This window comes from Caballeronia calidae (assembly GCF_900044055.2).
GTDB lineage: Bacteria > Pseudomonadota > Gammaproteobacteria > Burkholderiales > Burkholderiaceae > Caballeronia > Caballeronia calidae.
Window position 1 is genome coordinate 1 of the sequence record NZ_FCOX02000067.1, and the last position, 18,069, is coordinate 18,069.

19 protein-coding genes are annotated in these 18,069 nt (G+C 64.1%); 14 read left to right on the forward strand and 5 right to left on the reverse strand.

The window, feature by feature from the left end:
• The 3 genes from AWB78_RS34715 to ubiM all read right to left on the reverse strand — a co-directional run.
• Positions 1-473: helix-turn-helix domain-containing protein (locus AWB78_RS34715; RefSeq protein ID WP_062611147.1), on the reverse strand; the 473-nt coding region annotated here is incomplete at its 3' end.
• An 87-nt stretch (positions 474-560) separates the two neighbouring features.
• The gene (locus tag AWB78_RS34720) at positions 561-827 is read right to left on the reverse strand and encodes a hypothetical protein (protein WP_062611148.1); all 267 of its coding nucleotides are present in this window, start codon (positions 825-827) and stop codon (positions 561-563) included.
• 106 nt (positions 828-933) lie between these two features.
• Positions 934-2,166 carry a 5-demethoxyubiquinol-8 5-hydroxylase UbiM gene (ubiM, locus tag AWB78_RS34725; protein ID WP_332460133.1) on the reverse strand — a complete coding sequence of 411 codons (1,233 nt, stop codon included), beginning with the start codon at positions 2,164-2,166 and terminating at the stop codon, positions 934-936.
• Between the two features lie 88 nt (positions 2,167-2,254).
• On the opposite strand from ubiM, the gene AWB78_RS34730 reads away from it, so the two are divergent.
• The 13 genes from AWB78_RS34730 (at position 2,255) to AWB78_RS34790 (ending at position 14,120) form a co-directional block, all read left to right on the forward strand.
• Positions 2,255-2,932, forward strand: coding sequence for an SDR family oxidoreductase (locus AWB78_RS34730; RefSeq protein WP_062611149.1), 678 nt, complete (start codon positions 2,255-2,257; stop codon positions 2,930-2,932).
• A 13-nt stretch (positions 2,933-2,945) separates the two neighbouring features.
• The gene (locus AWB78_RS34735; RefSeq protein WP_062611175.1) at positions 2,946-3,554 is read left to right on the forward strand and encodes a glutathione S-transferase family protein; all 609 of its coding nucleotides are present in this window, start codon (positions 2,946-2,948) and stop codon (positions 3,552-3,554) included.
• Complete coding sequence (locus AWB78_RS34740; protein WP_062611150.1) at positions 3,551-3,970, forward strand: YchJ family protein; 420 nt, start codon at positions 3,551-3,553, stop codon at positions 3,968-3,970. Before AWB78_RS34735 ends, AWB78_RS34740 begins: the two co-directional genes overlap by 4 nt.
• Positions 3,971-4,299: 329 nt before the next feature.
• The gene (locus tag AWB78_RS34745) at positions 4,300-5,556 is read left to right on the forward strand and encodes a dienelactone hydrolase family protein (protein ID WP_062611151.1); all 1,257 of its coding nucleotides are present in this window, start codon (positions 4,300-4,302) and stop codon (positions 5,554-5,556) included.
• Positions 5,557-5,839: 283 nt separating this feature from the next.
• The gene (locus tag AWB78_RS34750) at positions 5,840-7,147 is read left to right on the forward strand and encodes an adenosylmethionine--8-amino-7-oxononanoate transaminase (protein WP_062611152.1); all 1,308 of its coding nucleotides are present in this window, start codon (positions 5,840-5,842) and stop codon (positions 7,145-7,147) included.
• On the forward strand, positions 7,144-8,334 hold the full coding sequence (gene bioF / locus AWB78_RS34755) for an 8-amino-7-oxononanoate synthase (RefSeq protein WP_062611153.1): 1,191 nt from the start codon (positions 7,144-7,146) through the stop codon (positions 8,332-8,334). The genes AWB78_RS34750 and bioF overlap by 4 nt, the downstream gene beginning before the upstream one ends.
• Positions 8,331-9,032, forward strand: coding sequence for a dethiobiotin synthase (gene bioD, locus AWB78_RS34760; protein ID WP_062611154.1), 702 nt, complete (start codon positions 8,331-8,333; stop codon positions 9,030-9,032). Before bioF ends, bioD begins: the two co-directional genes overlap by 4 nt.
• Positions 9,033-9,036: 4 nt before the next feature.
• A complete protein-coding gene (gene bioB, locus AWB78_RS34765; RefSeq protein WP_062611155.1) occupies positions 9,037-10,092 on the forward strand; it encodes a biotin synthase BioB in 1,056 nt (351 codons plus the stop codon).
• A 102-nt stretch (positions 10,093-10,194) separates the two neighbouring features.
• Positions 10,195-11,136, forward strand: a complete 942-nt coding sequence (locus AWB78_RS34770; RefSeq protein ID WP_062611156.1) for a 2-hydroxyacid dehydrogenase — start codon at positions 10,195-10,197, stop codon at positions 11,134-11,136.
• Positions 11,137-11,169: 33 nt separating this feature from the next.
• Positions 11,170-12,093 (forward strand): hydroxymethylglutaryl-CoA lyase, encoded by a 924-nt coding sequence (locus tag AWB78_RS34775; RefSeq protein ID WP_062611157.1) that lies wholly within the window; start codon positions 11,170-11,172, stop codon positions 12,091-12,093.
• A 16-nt stretch (positions 12,094-12,109) separates the two neighbouring features.
• Positions 12,110-12,607: a YbaK/EbsC family protein gene (locus tag AWB78_RS34780; protein WP_062611158.1), complete on the forward strand. Its 498-nt coding sequence runs from the start codon at positions 12,110-12,112 to the stop codon at positions 12,605-12,607.
• A gap of 35 nt (positions 12,608-12,642) precedes the next feature.
• Positions 12,643-13,200: a DUF1289 domain-containing protein gene (locus AWB78_RS34785; RefSeq protein ID WP_232478001.1), complete on the forward strand. Its 558-nt coding sequence runs from the start codon at positions 12,643-12,645 to the stop codon at positions 13,198-13,200.
• Positions 13,201-13,229: 29 nt separating this feature from the next.
• Positions 13,230-14,120: an MBL fold metallo-hydrolase gene (locus AWB78_RS34790; RefSeq protein WP_062611177.1), complete on the forward strand. Its 891-nt coding sequence runs from the start codon at positions 13,230-13,232 to the stop codon at positions 14,118-14,120.
• 180 nt (positions 14,121-14,300) lie between these two features.
• Here the strand turns inward: AWB78_RS34790 and AWB78_RS34795 are convergent, their stop codons facing one another.
• The gene (locus AWB78_RS34795; protein WP_062611178.1) at positions 14,301-15,191 is read right to left on the reverse strand and encodes an alpha/beta fold hydrolase; all 891 of its coding nucleotides are present in this window, start codon (positions 15,189-15,191) and stop codon (positions 14,301-14,303) included.
• A 264-nt stretch (positions 15,192-15,455) separates the two neighbouring features.
• Here AWB78_RS34795 and AWB78_RS34800 point away from each other — a divergent pair, with 264 nt between their 5' ends.
• Complete coding sequence (locus AWB78_RS34800) at positions 15,456-16,418, forward strand: NAD(P)H-dependent flavin oxidoreductase (RefSeq protein WP_062611159.1); 963 nt, start codon at positions 15,456-15,458, stop codon at positions 16,416-16,418.
• A 77-nt stretch (positions 16,419-16,495) separates the two neighbouring features.
• On the opposite strand, the gene AWB78_RS34805 is transcribed toward AWB78_RS34800, so the two are convergent.
• Positions 16,496-17,593, reverse strand: a complete 1,098-nt coding sequence (locus tag AWB78_RS34805; protein WP_062611160.1) for a porin — start codon at positions 17,591-17,593, stop codon at positions 16,496-16,498.
• Between the last annotated feature and the right edge of the window lie 476 nt (positions 17,594-18,069).

Consider the following 18,069-nt stretch of genomic DNA (forward strand, 5'->3'; position numbering starts at 1 on the left):
CGAACCGGATCAGACTGGGCCACCTGCGGGCGCGGTTTGCGCAGCCGGAACCCCATCTGGCTAAACAGTCGTTGGCATTGGCGCACGCCGAGTTCGACGCCATAGTTCTTGCGCAAGTGCTCCGACAAAAGGGGGCCATCCCACAGGCCCGCCTCGAACCCAAACTCGCGTGGCGTCTTGCGTAAATCCACTTCCACACGACGCCATTGCGATTCGTTCAGCACGCGCGGACGTCCGGGGCGCTCGCCTTCGCGCAAACCGTCAAACCCGCCTCGCTCGAAACGTCCAACCCATCGCTGTATGGTCGTTGCTGCTTGACCGAGCAACTGGCCAACCTCGGTGCATGAGTAGCCGCAACAAACCAGTAGCACCCCATGCAGGCGGTGGTCATAACGTGATTCCTCACTCCGCTCGATTTCCTGTCGAATTGCGAGCTGCATGATCTCCGCGTCGGCAATTTCAAGCTTGCGCATGGACACCTCTCGGAAAAGGTAGCCACGCAATCATAATATACTGCAATATTTAAGTCGCGATATTTAGTTTCGCTGATGACGTTGGTATCAGCCAGATACATTCGGCTCTCCATCGTCATCATAGGTGGCGTGGCGGTCGAAAATTGCGTCTTCGCAGTCGATCGCCGGAAAATTCATGAGATGCTCGATGAAGCGAGCGTTCGAATCCTTCTTTTCTTCATACCCCAGGATTTTCAAGGCCAGTAGTTCGGCTCTTCGGCTTTGCGCAGCGCGCTCGCGCAATTCCTGAAGCCAAACCTTGTCGATGTAAGACGGTAAATTCTCTTCGTAGATCTTCGGCTTGAAATCTTCCATGTCCTGCTCCTCGTCTGAGCGTTGCGAGTGGCGTGACTTTACTCCGATTCAATCAGCATTCCTACCTATCCCAACGATATAAGAATTTCCGCGCCAATCGAAAGCATCACCGCCCCGCCAACGACATCGCCACTGCGCGCTTGAACGGCGTCAACCGCTCTCCGATGCGCAACATCGCGTCGCGCACGATCAACGCCGGCATCGAATCGCGCGTATAAACCTCGGTAATCAATCGCGTCATCATATAAAGCGGCCGCGTCGCCTGCCGATGCTTCTGCTCGTAGCGCGCCAGCAGCGCATCGCCCGCGATATCGAGCCGCGCCGCATGCGCATCGAGAATCGCGCGCGATAGCGTCTCGATGCCGTCCAATCCGAAATTGAATCCATGCGCCGTCACCGGATGCATGCCGACCGCCGCATCGCCGACGGTCGCGAACCGTTTCGCGACAAATCGCTTCGGATAAACCGACACTAGCGGATACACATGCCGAGTGGAGCGCAGCGCCATCCCGCCGAGCCGGCGCTCGAAGCGGCGCTCGATCTCGCGACTGAACGCATCGCCATCGAGCCGGCTCAAGCGCTCGATATCGCGCGCCGCAAGCGTCACGACCACCGACGACCGATGCGCGCCGCTCTCCGGGTCCGGATTCATCGGCAGGAGCGCGAGCGTCTGTCGGTGGCCGAACCATTCCCACGCCGCGTGATCGTGCGGGCCGTCGTGCGTCATGCAGCACACCAGCATCGACTTGCCGAAGTCGTGCATCGCGGCGGCGATGCCCATCATGCGGCGCGTCGCGGAGTAGCGGCTGTCCGCCGCCACGACGAGTTGCGCCATCAGCGTCTCGCCGCTTTCGAGTTGCACGCGCGCCCCGGTGGCATCGGTGTCGACGTCGATCACGCGCTCGGACGCCATCACGCGAATATCCGCGCCCGACGCGCGAAGATGCTCGACCGCTTCGAACGCCGCGCGCCGGATCAGATGATTCGGTACCAGCCAGCCGAGCTCTGCATGACCGGAAAGCGCATGGCCGATCTTCAGCGCGAACGGCGATGACCCGTTGAAGATGCGCGCATCCGCGAGCCGAGACTTCGCGTGCGCATCGATGCGCTTCCACACGCCGAGCGTCTTCAGAAACGCGACGGACTTCTGCGTGAGCGCGATTTCGCGTCCGTCGAAAGCGGGCTCGCAGAGCGCCTCGCGGCTCTGTTGCTCGACGAGTGCGATCGACAGCCCCGCGTCGCCCAGCGCGTTCGCGAGACACAAGCCCGCCGGCCCGGCGCCGACGATCACGACATCGGTGTGCATCATCTTTCTGGTCCTGCTCGTCCGAAAGCGCACAACGATATCCGAAAGGCCGACGCACCATCCGCGACTGCGGGTCGCGCGCTATAGTCGCAAGGTCGCCAACAGACGGAACACTTCGCACATGAAAACGGTATTGATCGTCGGCGCGTCGCGCGGCCTCGGCCACGAGTTCGCGCGCGAATATTGCCGCGACGGCTGGCACGTGCTCGCCACGGCACGCGACAAGGCTTCGCTGTCCGCGCTCGACGCGATGGGCGCGCAAACGTTCCCGCTCGACGTCACGCAGCCGGAGCAGATCGCCGCGCTCGCCTGGCAACTGGACGAGGAAAAGCTGGACGTGGCGATCGTCGTATCGGGCGTGTACGGCCCGCGCACCGAAGGCGTCGAAAGCATCGGCGCCGATGACTTCGATCAGGTGATGCACACCAACGTGCGCGGCCCGATGCAGCTGATCCCCGTGCTCCTGCCGCTCACCGATGCCGCGCGCGGCGTGCTCGCGGTCGTGTCGAGCAAGATGGGCAGCATCGCCGAGACGAGTGGCACGACGGGCTGGCTCTATCGGGCGAGCAAGGCGGCGCTCAATGCGGCGCTCAAGGTGGCTTCGCTGGAATCGCGCCACTCGGCATGCATCGCGCTGCATCCGGGCTGGGTGCGCACGGAGATGGGCGGCCCGTCGGCGGCGATCGATGTCGCGCACAGCGTCGCGGGCATGCGCGCGGTCATCGCCGAGGCGGGCGCGATGCGCGACGAATTCAACGGAACATTCGTGCAGTACGACGGCACGAAGATCGAATGGTGAAACGGGAGTGAATGTGACCTATCAGGTACACGGTGTTTCCGCATCGGGCAACTGCCACAAGGTGCGCCTCGTCCTCGAACAACTCGGCCTTCCTTACGTATGGCATGAGGTCGACATGATGAACGGCGCCACCCGCACCGACGCGTTCAGGCAGTTGAACCCGAACGGCAAGGTGCCGGTGCTCGTCATCGACGAAACCACGACGCTCGCCGAATCCGACGCGATCCTCTGCTATCTCGCCGACGGCACGCCGCTCATGCCCGACGACCGGCTGGAGCGCGCGCAAGTGCTGCAATGGATGTTCTTCGAGCAGTACAGCCACGAGCCGTATGTCGCGGTGGCGCGCTTCATCCTGCAATTCCTGAAGAAGCCCGACGACGCGCGCCTGCCCGACAAGATCGCGGGCTCGTATCGCGCGCTCGACGTGATGGAGCGGCATCTCGCGACGCGCACGTTTTTTGTCGGCGAGCGCTACACCGTCGCGGATATCGCGCTCTACGCGTATACGCACGTCGCGGATGAAGCGAATCTCGATCTGTCGCGCTATCCGGCGATCCGCGCGTGGCTCGAACGCGTGCGCAGCCAGCCGCGTCACGTCGACATGCCGGGCGTCGATCAATGAAGCCGACGGAATGTCCGTGCGGCGGCGCCGCGCCCGATCAGCGCCCGAATGTGCGCGCGCCGCGCTATGACGCGTGCTGCGGGCGCTTCATCGACGGCGGCGAAGCGCCCGCGAACGCGATGGAACTGATGCGCTCGCGCTACACCGCCTACGTGCTCGGCGACACGGCGTATCTACGCGCGACGTGGGCCGAATCGACCTGCCCGCCCGATCTCGACGCCTCCGACACCGAAACGCGCTGGCTCGGGCTGCAGATCAAACGTCACACTCATATCGACGCCGATCACGAGGAAGTCGAATTCGTCGCGCGCTACAAGGTCGGAGGACGCGCGCATCGGTTGCACGAAGCCAGCCGCTTCACGCGAAACAGCGCCGGAAAATGGATTTACATTGATGGCCAGGTCAAGGAAAAGTAAATACGCGATTAAGAAATATCGACTTTCCGGCGGTATTAATTTCCTAAGAATTCCCTTTCAGATTAAACAGTTACGGGGTTGCACTTATTGTGCAGTGCAATTTTGAACGGTTAATCTCTGTTCACGTCAGGGCGCAGTCATTCTCGTGCCCGGACCTCGCAGCGAAGCCCCGTTTTGAAGCCAATTGTCATGCCTTTTCCGGGCATGACTCCCGGAACCCGCAGCCAATACTGCTCTTCACGAGCAGCGCGATAGGTTTGTGACTTCAATCAGACGTTTGGGGCCACGCCGTATCAACGCCTTATTGGAAGCGCAGTCGGAGTTCACGGATGGCGATCAGAACCTGGTTGATCGGATGCAGCATGATAGGCGCGCTCGCGACGTCCTTCGTCACGTCCGCCGTGCGCGCAGAGCCGATCGGCGGCGTGCGTCAATCCGAAGGGCTTCAGGCCCCCGCGTTCAGCCAGACGCTCTCCCAGATTCCCGATTCGCTCGACTCCGGCCTGCCCGTCGTCGCGAATGGTCTGAACGAAGCCGTCATCCATATTCCCGAAGCCGACATCTCGCTCGAAACCACGGTGTTCAAGCCGGACGGCGCGGGCCCGTTCCCGATGATCGTCTTCAATCACGGCAAGCTCCCCGGCGACTCGCACGCGCAGCCGCGCAATCGTCCGGTCGCGCTCGCGCGTGAATTCGTGCGCCATGGCTATGTGGTCGTCGTGCCGAATCGCCGCGGCTTCGCGGGCTCGGGCGGCGATTACGTCGGCCACGGGTGCAATGTCGAAGCGAACGGCTTCGCGCAGGCGCAGGACGTCGCCGCGACCGTCGCTTACATGAGCGAGCAATCGTATGTCGACAAGACGCATATCGTCGTCGCGGGCACGTCGCACGGCGGCCTGACGACCATGGCCTACGGCGCGCGCGATGTGGTCGCCGCGCCCGGCGTGCGCGGTCTCATCAACTTCTCGGGCGGCCTGCGTCAGGACGAATGCGCGGGCTGGCAGAAGAATCTCGTCAACGCGTTCGGCAACTACGGCGAGCACGTGCGCCTGCCGTCGCTATGGCTCTACGGCGAAAACGATTCGGTCTGGCAAGGCGATCTGTCGTCGCGGATGTACGCCGCGTACACGTCGCACGGCGCGCGCGCGAACATGGTCGATTTCGGCAGCTACAAGAACGACGCGCATCGTCTCGTCGGCGATCGCGACGGCGTACAGATCTGGTGGCCGCGCGTGAAGGCGTTCCTCGCGCAGATCGGCATGCCGACCGCCGTGCAATATCAGGTTTCCGAGCCGCGCATGCCGAAGGCGACCGATTTCGCGGATCTCGATTCGGTCCAGTCCGTTCCCTTCGTCGATGAAAGCGGCCGCGCGGGCTACCGCAACTTCCTCTCGCAGTACTCCAGCCGCGCATTCGCCGTGTCCGATTCGGGCGCGTGGTCGTGGGCCGAAGGCGGCGACGATCCGATGTCCGTCGCCATCGCGAGCTGCCAGAAGCAGAGCGCCGATCCGTGCAAGCTCTACGCGGTGAACAATCGCGTCGTGTGGAACGATCAGGCGGCGCAAACCCAGACGGCATCGCGCTGAACGCGCCCTTTCCCGCCTCCTTCAGACGCCGGCTTTCGCGCCGGCGTTTTTGCATCTTCAGCCGCCGATCGCCCGACAACGCGTGCAGTTGCACGAAGTTGCGCGCGTTAGCGCGTTTTCGCATTTCCGATAGGCGCGCACGCATGGCCAAAAAACCTTCCGATTACGGAAACCTGCGCGTCTTTTAGCGATAATTGACTCGCGCAGTTTTTCCAGCAACGCGGGCGTCCGGCGCCTGCCCGAAGTATCCGGTCCGCACCGCGCGCGGGCCTGGGAGCCGTTTTTGAACACTGAAGCCAATCAAGACTGGGTCGCCCGCTCGCTTGCAGCCGTGTGGCATCCGTGCACCCAGATGAAACATCACGAGCGCGTGCCGCTCGTGCCGATCGCGCGCGGCAAGGGCGCGTGGCTCTACGATCCGCAAGGCAATCGCTATCTCGATGCGATCAGCTCGTGGTGGGTCAACCTCTTCGGCCACGCGAACGACGACATCAATCGCGCGCTGAAGGATCAGCTCGACACGCTCGAGCACGCGATGCTCGCGGGCTGCACGCACGCGCCGGCGGTCGAGCTGGCCGAGCGCCTTTCCGCGCTCACCGATCGCACGCTCGGTCATGCGTTTTTCGCGTCGGATGGCGCGTCGGCGGTCGAGATCGCGCTGAAAATGAGTTTTCACTTCTGGCGCAATCGCGGCCACGCCGAAAAGCGCGAGTTCGCGTGCCTCGCCAACAGCTATCACGGCGAAACGATCGGCGCGCTCGGCGTCACCGATGTCGCGATCTTCAAGGACGCATACGATCCGCTGATCCGTCATGCGCATGTGGTGGCGTCGCCGTCCGTCGCCGGTGTCGATGACGCCATCGCCGCGATGCGCGCGCTGTTCGAGCAACGCGCGTCGACGCTGGCGGCCGTGATCGTCGAGCCGCTCGTGCAGTGCGCCGCGGGCATGGCGATGTACGACGCGGCGTATCTCACGCAGTTGCGCGCGCTGTGCGACGAATACGGCGTGCATCTGATCGCCGATGAAATCGCGGTCGGCTGCGGGCGCACCGGCACCTTTTTCGCGTGCGAGCAGGCGAATATCTGGCCCGATTTCATTTGCCTGTCGAAGGGCATCAGCGGCGGTTATCTGCCGCTTTCGATCGTGCTCACGCGCGACGACATTTACGCCGCCTTCTACGACGACGACGTAACGCGCGGCTTCCTGCATTCGCATTCATACACGGGCAATCCGCTCGCGTGCCGCGCCGCGCTGGCGACGCTCGATCTGTTCGACAGCGCAAACGTGCTCGCCGAAAACAAGCGCAAATCGAAGCTGCTGCACGAGGCGCTTCAGCCGCTCGCGAAACACGAGCGCGTGCGCAACCTGCGCAATCGCGGCACGATCTTCGCGTTCGATGTCGATGTCGACGACAAGACGTTCTCGCGCCGCTTCTTCGCCAACGCGTTGAAGCGCGAACTGCTGATGCGCCCCATCGGCACGACGGTGTACATGATGCCGCCGTACATCCTCTCCGATGACGAACTCACGCTTCTCGCGCAACGCACGCGCGAGACGCTCGATGCCACGCTCGCGGAGGACGCCGAATGAGCACGACCGCGAGAGCGCTGTACGAAACGCTCGAACAGGGCCTCAAAGATATCGACGCGCGCGGCCTGCGACGCCGCCGCAAGACCATCGACGGCGCGTGCTCCGCGCACATGAAAGTCGATGGCCGCGAGATCGTCGGCTTCGCGAGCAACGATTATCTCGGCCTCGCCGCGCACGACGCGATCCGCGCGGCGCTGGCCGAAGGCGCGTCGCTGTTTGGCGCGGGCAGCGGCGGCTCGCATCTGCTCGGCGGCCATTCGCGCGCGCACGCGCGGCTCGAAGACGATCTCGCCGCGTTCTCGGGCGGCTTCGTCGACAATCCGCGCGCGCTGTACTTCAGCACCGGCTACATGGCGAATCTCGCGGTCGTGACCGCGCTCGCCGGACGCGGCACGATCGTGTTCTCCGATGCGCTGAATCACGCGTCGCTGATCGACGGCGTTCGTCTGTCGCGTGCGCAGACGCAGATTTATCCGCACGCGGACACGGACGCGCTCGACGCCATGCTCGACGCCTCGCGCGACGATGCATCGACCAAGCTGATCGTCACCGACACCGTGTTCAGCATGGACGGCGACATCGCGCCGCTCGCGCGTCTCGTCGAGCTTGCGGAGAAGTACGGCGCGTGGCTCATCGTCGATGACGCGCACGGCTTCGGCGTGCTCGGTCCGCAAGGGCGCGGCGCGCTGGCGCATTACGCGCTGCGTTCGCCGCATCTCGTCTACGTCGGCACGCTCGGCAAGGCGGCGGGTGTCGCGGGCGCGTTCGTCGCGGCGGATGAAACCGTCGTCGAATGGCTGATTCAGCGCGCGCGTCCGTATATCTTCACGACGGCGTCCGCGCCCGCGGTCGCGCATGCTGTGTCGACAAGCATTGAAATCATTGCGGGCGACGAAGGCGATCAGCGACGCGCGCATCTCGCCTCGCTCATCGAAACGACGCGCGCCATGCTCAAGCGCACGCGCTGGATGCCCGTCGATTCGCACACCGCCGTGCAGCCGCTCGTGATCGGCGGCAACGACGAAACGCTGGAAATCGCCGCCGCGCTCGACAAGCACGGCCTCTGGGTGCCCGCGATTCGTCCGCCGACGGTGCCCGCGGGCACATCGCGGCTGCGCGTCTCGCTTTCCGCCGCGCATAGCGAGGACGATCTCGCGCGCCTCGATCACGCCTTGAATACGCTATGACCGCTTCATCTTTCTTCGTCGCCGGAACCGATACGGAAATCGGCAAGACGCTCGTGTCTTCAGCGCTGCTGCACGGTTTCGCGCGCGCCGGTCTGCGCGCCGCCGCGATGAAGCCGATCGCGTCGGGCGCAGTCGTCCGCGACGGCGTACTGCACAACGAAGACGCCGATCAGCTCGATGCAGCCGCGAACGTTGCTCTGCCCAACGATATCCGCACGCCGTTCATGATGCGCGAGCCGATCGCGCCGCACATCGCCGCCGCGCGCGAAGGCATCACGCTCGATATCGCACGGATCGTCGACGCACATCGCATCGCGATGTCCAAAGCCGACATCGTCGTCGTGGAAGGCGTCGGCGGCTTTCGCGTGCCGCTCACTGACACGCTCGACACCGCCGATCTCGCCGTCGCGCTGAATCTTCCGGTGGTGCTCGTCGTCGGCATGCGGCTCGGCTGCATCAGCCATGCGCTGCTCACCGCCGAAGCCATCGCGGCGCGCGGGCTGAAGCTCGCGGGCTGGGTCGCGAATCGCGTCGATCCGAACATGCTTTGCCCCGACGAAAATCTCGCTTCACTGAAACTCCGCATCGATGCGCCGCTGCTCGGCGTGATTCCTCATCTCGCGCCGGCCGATGCAGCGCGCGCCGCCGATCATCTCGACATCGGCATTCTGACTGACCCGCTTCATCAAAAGGATTGAACTCATGACACAGCAAATCACCGCTGAGACACCTTCCCAGACCACGCCGCAGCCGATGCAGCGCTGGCGCGTCGCCGATGTCGTCGCGCTCTACGACCTGCCGTTCAACGATCTGCTGTATCGCGCGCAGACCGTGCATCGCGAGAACTTCGATCCGAACGCGGTGCAGCTTTCCACGCTGCTCTCGATCAAGACGGGCGGCTGCGAGGAAGACTGCGCGTACTGTCCGCAGTCGGTGCATCACGAGACCGGCCTCAAGGCCGAAAAGCTGATGGACGTCGACGAAGTCCTGAAGGCCGCCGAAGTCGCGAAGTCCAACGGCGCGACGCGCTTCTGCATGGGCGCGGCGTGGCGCAATCCGAAGGACCGTCATCTGGAGCCGATCAAGGACATGATCCGCGGCGTGAAGGCGATGGGCCTCGAAACCTGCGTGACGCTCGGCATGCTCGAAGCGCATCAGGCGCAAGGTCTGCGCGAAGCCGGTCTCGATTACTACAACCACAATCTCGATACATCGCCGGAGTTCTACGGACAGATCATCTCGACGCGCACGTATCAGGACCGTCTCGACACGCTCGAACACGTGCGCGATGCGGGCATCAACGTGTGCTGCGGCGGGATCGTCGGCATGGGCGAATCGCGGCGCGAGCGCGCGGGCCTGATCTCGCAGCTCGCGAACATGGAGCCGTATCCGGAATCGGTGCCGATCAACAATCTCGTGCAGGTCGCGGGCACGCCGCTCACCGGCGTCGAGGCACTCGATCCGTTCGAGTTCGTGAGGACGATCGCGGTCGCGCGCATCACGATGCCGAAGGCGATGGTGCGTCTTTCCGCCGGCCGCGAGCAGATGGACGAAGCGCTGCAGGCGCTGTGCTTCGCCGCGGGCGCGAACTCGATCTTCTACGGCGACCAGCTTCTGACGACGAGCAACCCGCAGGCGGAAGCGGACCGCAAGCTGATCGAACGTCTCGGCATGCGCGCGGAAGCGGCGCAGAACACGAGCGCGCGGGAAAGCGAGCACGGCTGCGATCGCGGCTGCGGGCACGAGCACGCCAACTGACGCCTGCGGGAGCGGCTCGCTCCGAGCGGGCGAGCCGTTTTCCCGCTGCATGGCGCACCGTAGAATGACCGAACGTCCGATGAACTCACCAAATCAAGCGGCATGAAAATCATCTTCTACGAACAACACGCCGATACCGACGCATGGCTCGGCGGCCTGCGACGCGAATTGCCCGATGCGGACGTGCGCGTCTGGGAACCGGGCGACACCGCGCCCGCCGATTACGCGATCGTCTGGCGCGCGCCCCGAAAGCTCTTCGCGAATCGTCCCGATCTGAAAGCGGTGTTCAATCTCGGCGCAGGCGTCGACGCGATTCTCGATGTCGAGCGCAAGGAACCCGGCACGCTGCCGCCGAACGCGAAGCTCGTGCGTCTCGAAGACACCGGCATGGCGCAGCAGATGGTCGAATACGCGACGTACTGCGTGCTGCGCTACATGCGCCGCTTCGACGAATACGACGCGTTGAAGCGCGAGCGCCGCTGGGAAAAGGTGCCGCAGCACGCGCGCGAATCGTTCACCGTCGGCGTGCTCGGGCTGGGCGTGCTGGGCGCGGAAGTCGCGAAGGGACTGTTGAAACTTGGCGTGCCCGTGCGCGGCTACAGCCGCTCGCCGAAGGCGATCGAAGGCGTGCAGGTCCACGCCGGACCCGATCAGTTCGACGCATTCCTCGACGGCGTGAAGGTGCTCATCAACCTGTTGCCGCACACGCCGGACACCGAAGGCATTCTGAACGCGCGCGCGTTCGGCAGGCTTTCGCACGGCGCGTATCTCGTAAACGTGGCGCGCGGCCCGCACCTCGTCGATGCCGATCTCATCGCCGCGCTCGACAGCGGCCAGATCGCCGCCGCGACGCTCGACGTCTTTCACACCGAGCCGCTGCCGCAGGATCATCCGTTCTGGACGCATCCGCGCGTGTCGGTGACGCCGCATATCTCGGCGGAGACGTTGCGCGACGAAAGCATCGTGCAGATCGCCGGCAAGATCCGGGCGCTCGCGCACGGTGAGACGATCAGCGGCATCGTCGATTTCAGGCGCGGATACTGAACAGCAACACATCGCATATAAAGGGAGACAGCCATGATTCCGGCCAAAGTGAAAATCGTCGACGTCGCGCCACGCGACGGCCTGCAGAACGAGAAGGAATTCGTGCCCACCGACATCAAGATCGAACTGGTGAACCGGCTCGCGCGGGCGGGCATCGTGAATGTGGAATCGACATCGTTCGTGTCGCCCAAATGGGTGCCGCAGATGTCCGACGCCGCCGCCGTGATGGCCGGCATCGAGCGCCGTCCGGGCACCATTTACTCGGTGCTCACGCCGAACATGCGCGGCTTCGAAGGCGCGCTCGAAGCGAAAGCCGATGAAATCGTGATCTTCGGCGCGGCGAGCGAGGCGTTCTCGCAGAAGAACATCAACTGCAGCATCGCGGAGAGCATCGCGCGCTTCGAGCCGGTCGCGAAGGCCGCGAAGGACGCGGGCATGCGGCTGCGCGGCAGCATCTCGTGCACGCTCGGCTGCCCGTATCAGGGCGAAGTGAGCATCGAATCGGTGGTGGATGTCGTCGAGCGCATGAAGGGGCTCGGCTGCGATGAAATCGACATCGCCGATACGATCGGCGTCGGCACGCCGAAACGCACGCGCGAAGTGCTCGCGGCGGTGCAGAAGGTGTTTCCGCGCGAGCGGCTTTCCGGGCACTTCCACGACACGTACGGCCAGGCCATCGGCAATATCTATGCGGCGCTGCTCGAAGGCATCGAGATCTTTCACGCGTCGGTCGCCGGGCTCGGCGGCTGCCCGTATGCGAAGGGCGCGACGGGCAATGTCGCGACGGAAGACGTCGTCTATCTGATGAACGGGCTCGGCATCGAGACGGGCGTCGATCTCGATCAGCTCGTCGATATCGGCGATTTCATTTCGCGCGCGATCGGCAAACCGAGTTCGTCGCGCGCCGGCAAGGCGATCTTCACGAAGAAGCGCGACGGCGTCGCGGCCTGTGCCTGAACAATCAAGGAACACGATGATCGATCAGTTACCCGATTCCGCGCGCCGCGTCGCGCTCTTGTTGAAGGAACGCGGCCATCCGCACGCCGTCGTGATGCTGCCGGAGACCGGCAAGACATCGGCGGAAGCGGCCGCCGGGCTCGGCTGCACGGTCGCGCAGATCGCGAAGTCGATTCTCTTTCGCCGCCGCGAGGACGACGCGCCCGTGCTCGTGATCGCGAGCGGCGCGAATCGCGTCGATGAGGCGAAAGTCGCGGCGCGCGTCGGCGCCCTGGCGCGCGCGGACGCGAAGTTCGTGCGCGACAAGACCGGCTACGCGATCGGCGGCGTGTGCCCGATCGGCCACGCGGTCGAGCCGGTCACGCTGATCGACGAAGACTTGCTCGCGCTCGACAGCCTGTGGGCCGCGGCCGGTCATCCGCATGCGGTGTTCAATCTGTCGCCGCAGGAACTGATCGAACTGACGGGCGCGCCGGTCGTCGATGTCGCGTTGCGCGAGAACGCGGAGTCATGACGGAAGTGGCATCGCCGTGCGTCGACGTGTGCAGCATGAATCCGGACACCGGCTTCTGCGACGGCTGCTTTCGCACCATCGACGAAATCGCCGCGTGGGCGTCCTGTGACGATGACGAGAAGCGCGCGGTGCTCGCGCGCGTCGAGAGCCGGCGTCAGGGCGCGCGCGTCGTGACGATCGGCGAATCGTTCGAAGCGACGCTCGCGCTGCCGCCCGATTCGATCAAACACTTCGCGACGCTCGTCGACGATCTCAACCCGCTGCATCACGACGACGCGTATGCGCGCGCGAGCCGCTTCGGCACGCTGATCGCATCGGGCACGCAGCCGACCGCGCATCTGATGGCAATGCTCGCGACGCATTTCTCGCAATATGCGCAGCCGCTCGGCCTCGAATTCGGCATCAAGCTGACCCGCGCGGTGAAGGCGAACGACGTGCTCACGATGCGCTGGCGCGTGATCGAAGCGAAATGGAAGGCGAGCCTCGGCGGCGATCTCGTGAAGCTCGAAGGCGGCGCGAGCAATCAGCTCGGCGAGCCGGTGATGAAGGCGACGGCGACCATCGTCGTGATGCCGAAGGAGACCGCGACGTGAACGTGCTGCCTCAAGCGCTTCGTGATTCGATGACGGTGTTCGAGCGCGGCTGGCTCTCGTCGAACAATGTGCTCTTCAGAAGCGCTGAAGGCACGGCGATCGTCGATACGGGCTACGCGTCGCATGCGCCGCAGACGCTCGCGCTCGTGAAGCAGAGGCTCGGCGCGCGCACGCTCGATCTGATCGTCAATACGCATCTGCATTCGGATCATTGCGGCGGCAATGCGCTCCTTCAACAGACGTACGCGTGCGACACGCTGATTCCCGCAAGCGAAGCGCACGCCGTGCGCGACTGGGACGAGGAAGCGCTCACGTTCCGCGCGACCGGCCAGCGCTGCGATCGCTTCGGCTTCACGGGCACGATCGAAAACGGCGCAACGCTCACGCTCGGCGGCTTCGACTGGAACGTGCTCGGCGCGCCGGGCCACGATCCGCATTCGCTGATGCTTCACTGCCCGGAGACGCGCGTGCTCGTCAGCGCCGACGCGTTGTGGGAAAACGGCTTCGGCGTGATCTTTCCCGAGCTCGAAGGCGACAGCGGCTTCGCGGAAGAACGCGCGGTGCTCGATCTGATTGCGAAGCTCGACGTCGATGTCGTGATTCCCGGCCACGGCGCGCCGTTCACGGACGTCGCGCGCGCGCTCGACGTCGCTTCGTCGCGGCTCGACTATCTGCGTGCCGATCCCGCGCGCAACGCGAAGAACGCGCTCAAGGTGCTGATCGTCTTCAAGCTGATGGAAGTGCGCGCGATGACGCTCGATGCGCTCGTCACGATGACCACGCAAGCCCGCGCGATGCGCGCCGCCGCCGATGCGCTCGCGCCATCGGGCGAGCGTCGGGGGCTCATCGAAAACCTCGTCGGGGAACTGGCGCGCGGCGGCTCCGTGCAGGTGAGCGGCGCGACCGTGTCGGCGGCCTGATCGAACCGGGCGCACAAAAAAAAGAAAGCCGCTTGTCAGCTACGGCAAGCGGCGAATCATATGGACGTGATCAACGTCCGAAGTATCGTATCGCGACACTATTTCACGTGCATCGGTGCTTTCCCTACAAAATTTTAACGGCCACCTGAAACGGCGTAAGAACCACGACCGGCGCGGCTTTCAGGGCGCATCGGCCTCGAAGAAGGCGAGCATTTCCGCGAGCAGCATGTCGGGCTGTTCCTCGGGAATGTAATGCCCGCACGGCAGCGCGCGGCCGCTTACATCGCGCGCGACGCGCCGCCATTCCTCGAGCGCATCGAAGCATCGTTCGATCACGCCTTCTTGTCCCCACAGCACGCGCAACGGGCACGCGACCTTCAGCCCGCGTTCGAGATCGGCGCGATCGTGTTCAAGGTCGATGCCCGCCGATGCGCGGTAGTCCTCGCACATCGCGAAGATCGCGCCGGGCGATGCCAGCGCATCGCGATACGCCTGCAACGCGTGTGGCGCGAATGGCGCGAGGCCCGCGTGACGATTGCCCATCACGCGATCGATATATGCATTCGGATTGCCGCCGATCAGCAACTCGGGCAGCGGCGTCGGCTGAATCAGGAAGAACCAGTGGAAGTACGCGGTCGCGAATGCGCGGTCGGTGGCTTCGTACATCGCGAGCGTCGGCGCGATATCGAGCAGCATCAGGCGGTCGACGGCATCGGGAAAGTCCATCGCCATGCGATGCGCGACGCGCGCGCCGCGATCGTGCGCGCAGACGAGAAAGCGCTCGAATCCGAAGTGCCGCATCACCGCGACCTGATCCGCGGCCATCGCGCGCTTCGAATACGGCGTATGACGCTCGTCGCTCGCCGGCTTGCCGGATGCGCCGTAGCCGCGCAGATCGGTTGCGATCACCGTGAAGTGCCGCGCGAGATCGCCCGCGCACTTGTGCCAGATCTCGTGTGTCTGCGGGTGACCGTGCAGCAGCAGGAGCGGCGGCCCGTCTCCCCCTTTCATTCCGACGATCTCCACACCCGCTGCATCGACGCGAAACGGCTCGTAGTCTCCGAAAGACATGATGTTTTCTTGTTCGTGGCGTTGCGGACCATTGTAGGCGCGGGCGCCCGTTTGCTCATGCGCCGGCGGGCCTCGAAGCATGGAAACCGAAGACTTATTCGGGAAATGGCGGGTGTGTGAAAAACTGTGTCGCGGCTATAATCGAACGATCGTTCGCTAGTCCGGCGCGCCCGCTTTCCGCAAAATGATCGATACGCGCCTGTCCGCTAGCGACGCCCGTAGAATCATTCCACGCTGCCCGGACACATTCAGGAGATACCTGCCATGGCCCTGCCCGCCATCCTGCAGCACCTCGCGTTGCCTGTCGTCGGCTCGCCGATGTTCATCGTCAGTTATCCGGAGCTCGTGCTCGCGCAGTGCAAGGCGGGCGTCGTCGGCTCGTTTCCGGCGCTGAACGCGCGCCCCGCCGAATTGCTCGACGAATGGCTCACGCAGATCCAGGCATCGCTCGCGGAGCACAAGACGGCGAACCCCGATGCGGTCATCGGGCCGATCGCCGTGAATCAGATCGTGCACCAGTCCAATGCGCGGCTCGAACAGGATGTGCGCGTGTGTGTCGAGCACAAGGTGCCGATTTTCATCACGAGCCTGCGCGCGCCCGTCAGGGAGATGATCGACGCCGTGCATTCGTACGGCGGCATCGTGCTGCACGACGTCATCAATCTGCGTCACGCGCAGAAGGCGCTCGAAGCGGGCGTCGACGGCCTCATTCTCGTCGCGGCGGGCGCGGGCGGACACGCGGGCACGACCTCGCCGTTCGCGCTCGTCGGCGAAGTGCGGCGCATCTTCGACGGCCCTATCGTGCTGTCCGGCGCGATCGCCAACGGCGGCTCCATTCTCGCCGCGCAGGCCATGGGCGCAGACCTCGCCTACATGGGCACGCGCTTCATCGCGACGAAGGAAGCGCACGCGCTCGAAGACTACAAGCGCGCGATCATCGATGCCAACGCCGCGGACATCATCTACACGAATCTCTTCACCGGCGTGCACGGCAATTACATTCGCGAGAGCATCGTCAGAGCCGGCCTCGATCCCGATGCGCTGCCCGTCTCCGACAAGAACGCGATGAATTTCGCCGAAGGCACGAGCAAGGCGAAGGCGTGGAAGGAAATCTGGGGCGCGGGGCAAGGCGTCGGGCTAATGGAGGACGTGCCGAGCGTCGCCGAGCTGGTGCAACGCCTGAAGCGCGAGTACGACGACGCGAAGGCGCGGCTCGCGATCCGCTGATTTTTTCCGGCGGCAGAAACGAAAACACCGCGCGAGTGCGCGGTGTTTTCGCTTGACGCTTCGATGCTTCGACGCGTTTAGAACTTCGCGCGGAGGCCGACGCCGAAGGTATCGCCCGTCGACATGCTCGTGTACTTGTCGTTCAGGTACGCGGCGTAGACGTCGGTGCGCTTCGAGAGCGGATAGTCGTAGCCGACCGCCCAGCTCTTGTGCGTCTGGTCGAGGCCGCCGTTGCTGCGCGAGTACGCGTACGACGCCATCACCGTGCCCGGGCCGAGCGGCACGGTCACGCCGCCTTGTCCGGTGTTGACGTGGAACGAAGTCGGCTCGATGTCGTTCTTGGTGTACATGTACTGCGCGAAAAACTTGACGTACTTCAGGTCGTACGATGCGCCCAGTTGCGCGACGCTCTGGCTCTTGTAGCCCGGCACGAAGTTGGTGAGGTCGCCCGGCGTGTTGTTGAAGTTCACGTACTGGTAGACGCCGGTCGCCGCGAACGGGCCGTGGAAGTACAGGAACTGCGCGCTCCACTTCTTCGAGCGGCCATCGCCCGCGTTGTTGCCGAACGAGTACATCGCGCTGCCCGACAGCCCGTTGAAGTCCGGCGACGTGTACTGCACCGAGTTGTTCCAGCCCGAATCGCCGACCACGCCCTGATCCGTCGTGTACGTCGGGAACGTGCCCTGGCCGAGGAACACGTGGTAGACCATCGGCGAGAAGACGTAGGAATCGACGAACGGATTGAAGAGAATCGTCGAGACGAAGAGTTGCGTGGTCAGGCGGCCCGCCGTGAACGTGCCGATCGGACCTTGAATGCCAACGTACGCATTACGCGCGAAGAAGGTGTCGCCCTGGAAGCGTCCGTACTGGCCGTTCTGCGCGCGGAAGAAGCTTTCCAACGTGAAGATGGCCTTGTAGCCGCCGCCCAGATCCTCGGCACCCTTCATGCCCCAGTACGAGGTCGACATGCCGCCGCCGCTCACGTTCCATGCGCGATCGCCGCCGGGGAATTTCTGCGCGCCGACCCATTCGTCGACCTGACCGTAAAGCGAAACGCTCGACTGCGCGTGTGCCGCCCCCGCGGCGAAGAGGCCCAGCATCGCTGCGGCAACTGCGGTGGCCTTTACCGTTGCTTTCACCGTAGTCTTCGGCGCACGGTTGACGGTTGACTTCATGAACTCTCCTGACTTTGTCGAAAATTGAAAGCTTGGCGGGCGAGGAGCGTTGCACTCGCCTCGTCTGACCGCATGGGTAGATGGGCGAGAGAGGCATCGCGTGTGGAGCGGCACCATCTTTACGGACCATTTTTCCGGTCAAAAATGTTTTTGGTTATTGCGGGTATAGCGGTTCGAATACTTCTGGCCGGCCTCGAATACAGGACAGCCCGCCTCATTTCGCACGCGCGGCTGACGGTGCGATGATCCGCGCGGCGCGCAGCGAGTCTGGGCGCGCTTTTGCGGGCGCCGAAAGGCACTTGAAATAAAAGAAGAATGTGATTTACCCGCGCAGGGCGCATTGTCCGCGCGCGGAAAAAAGAGCGAAATATCGGAGAGAAAATCGATGCGTAACTGTGGCGAGATTACGTCATCGTGACAGCGGAACTAGACGCGCCAATGGATTTGCGTTCCGCGCGGAAGGTGGCGCAGAAGGG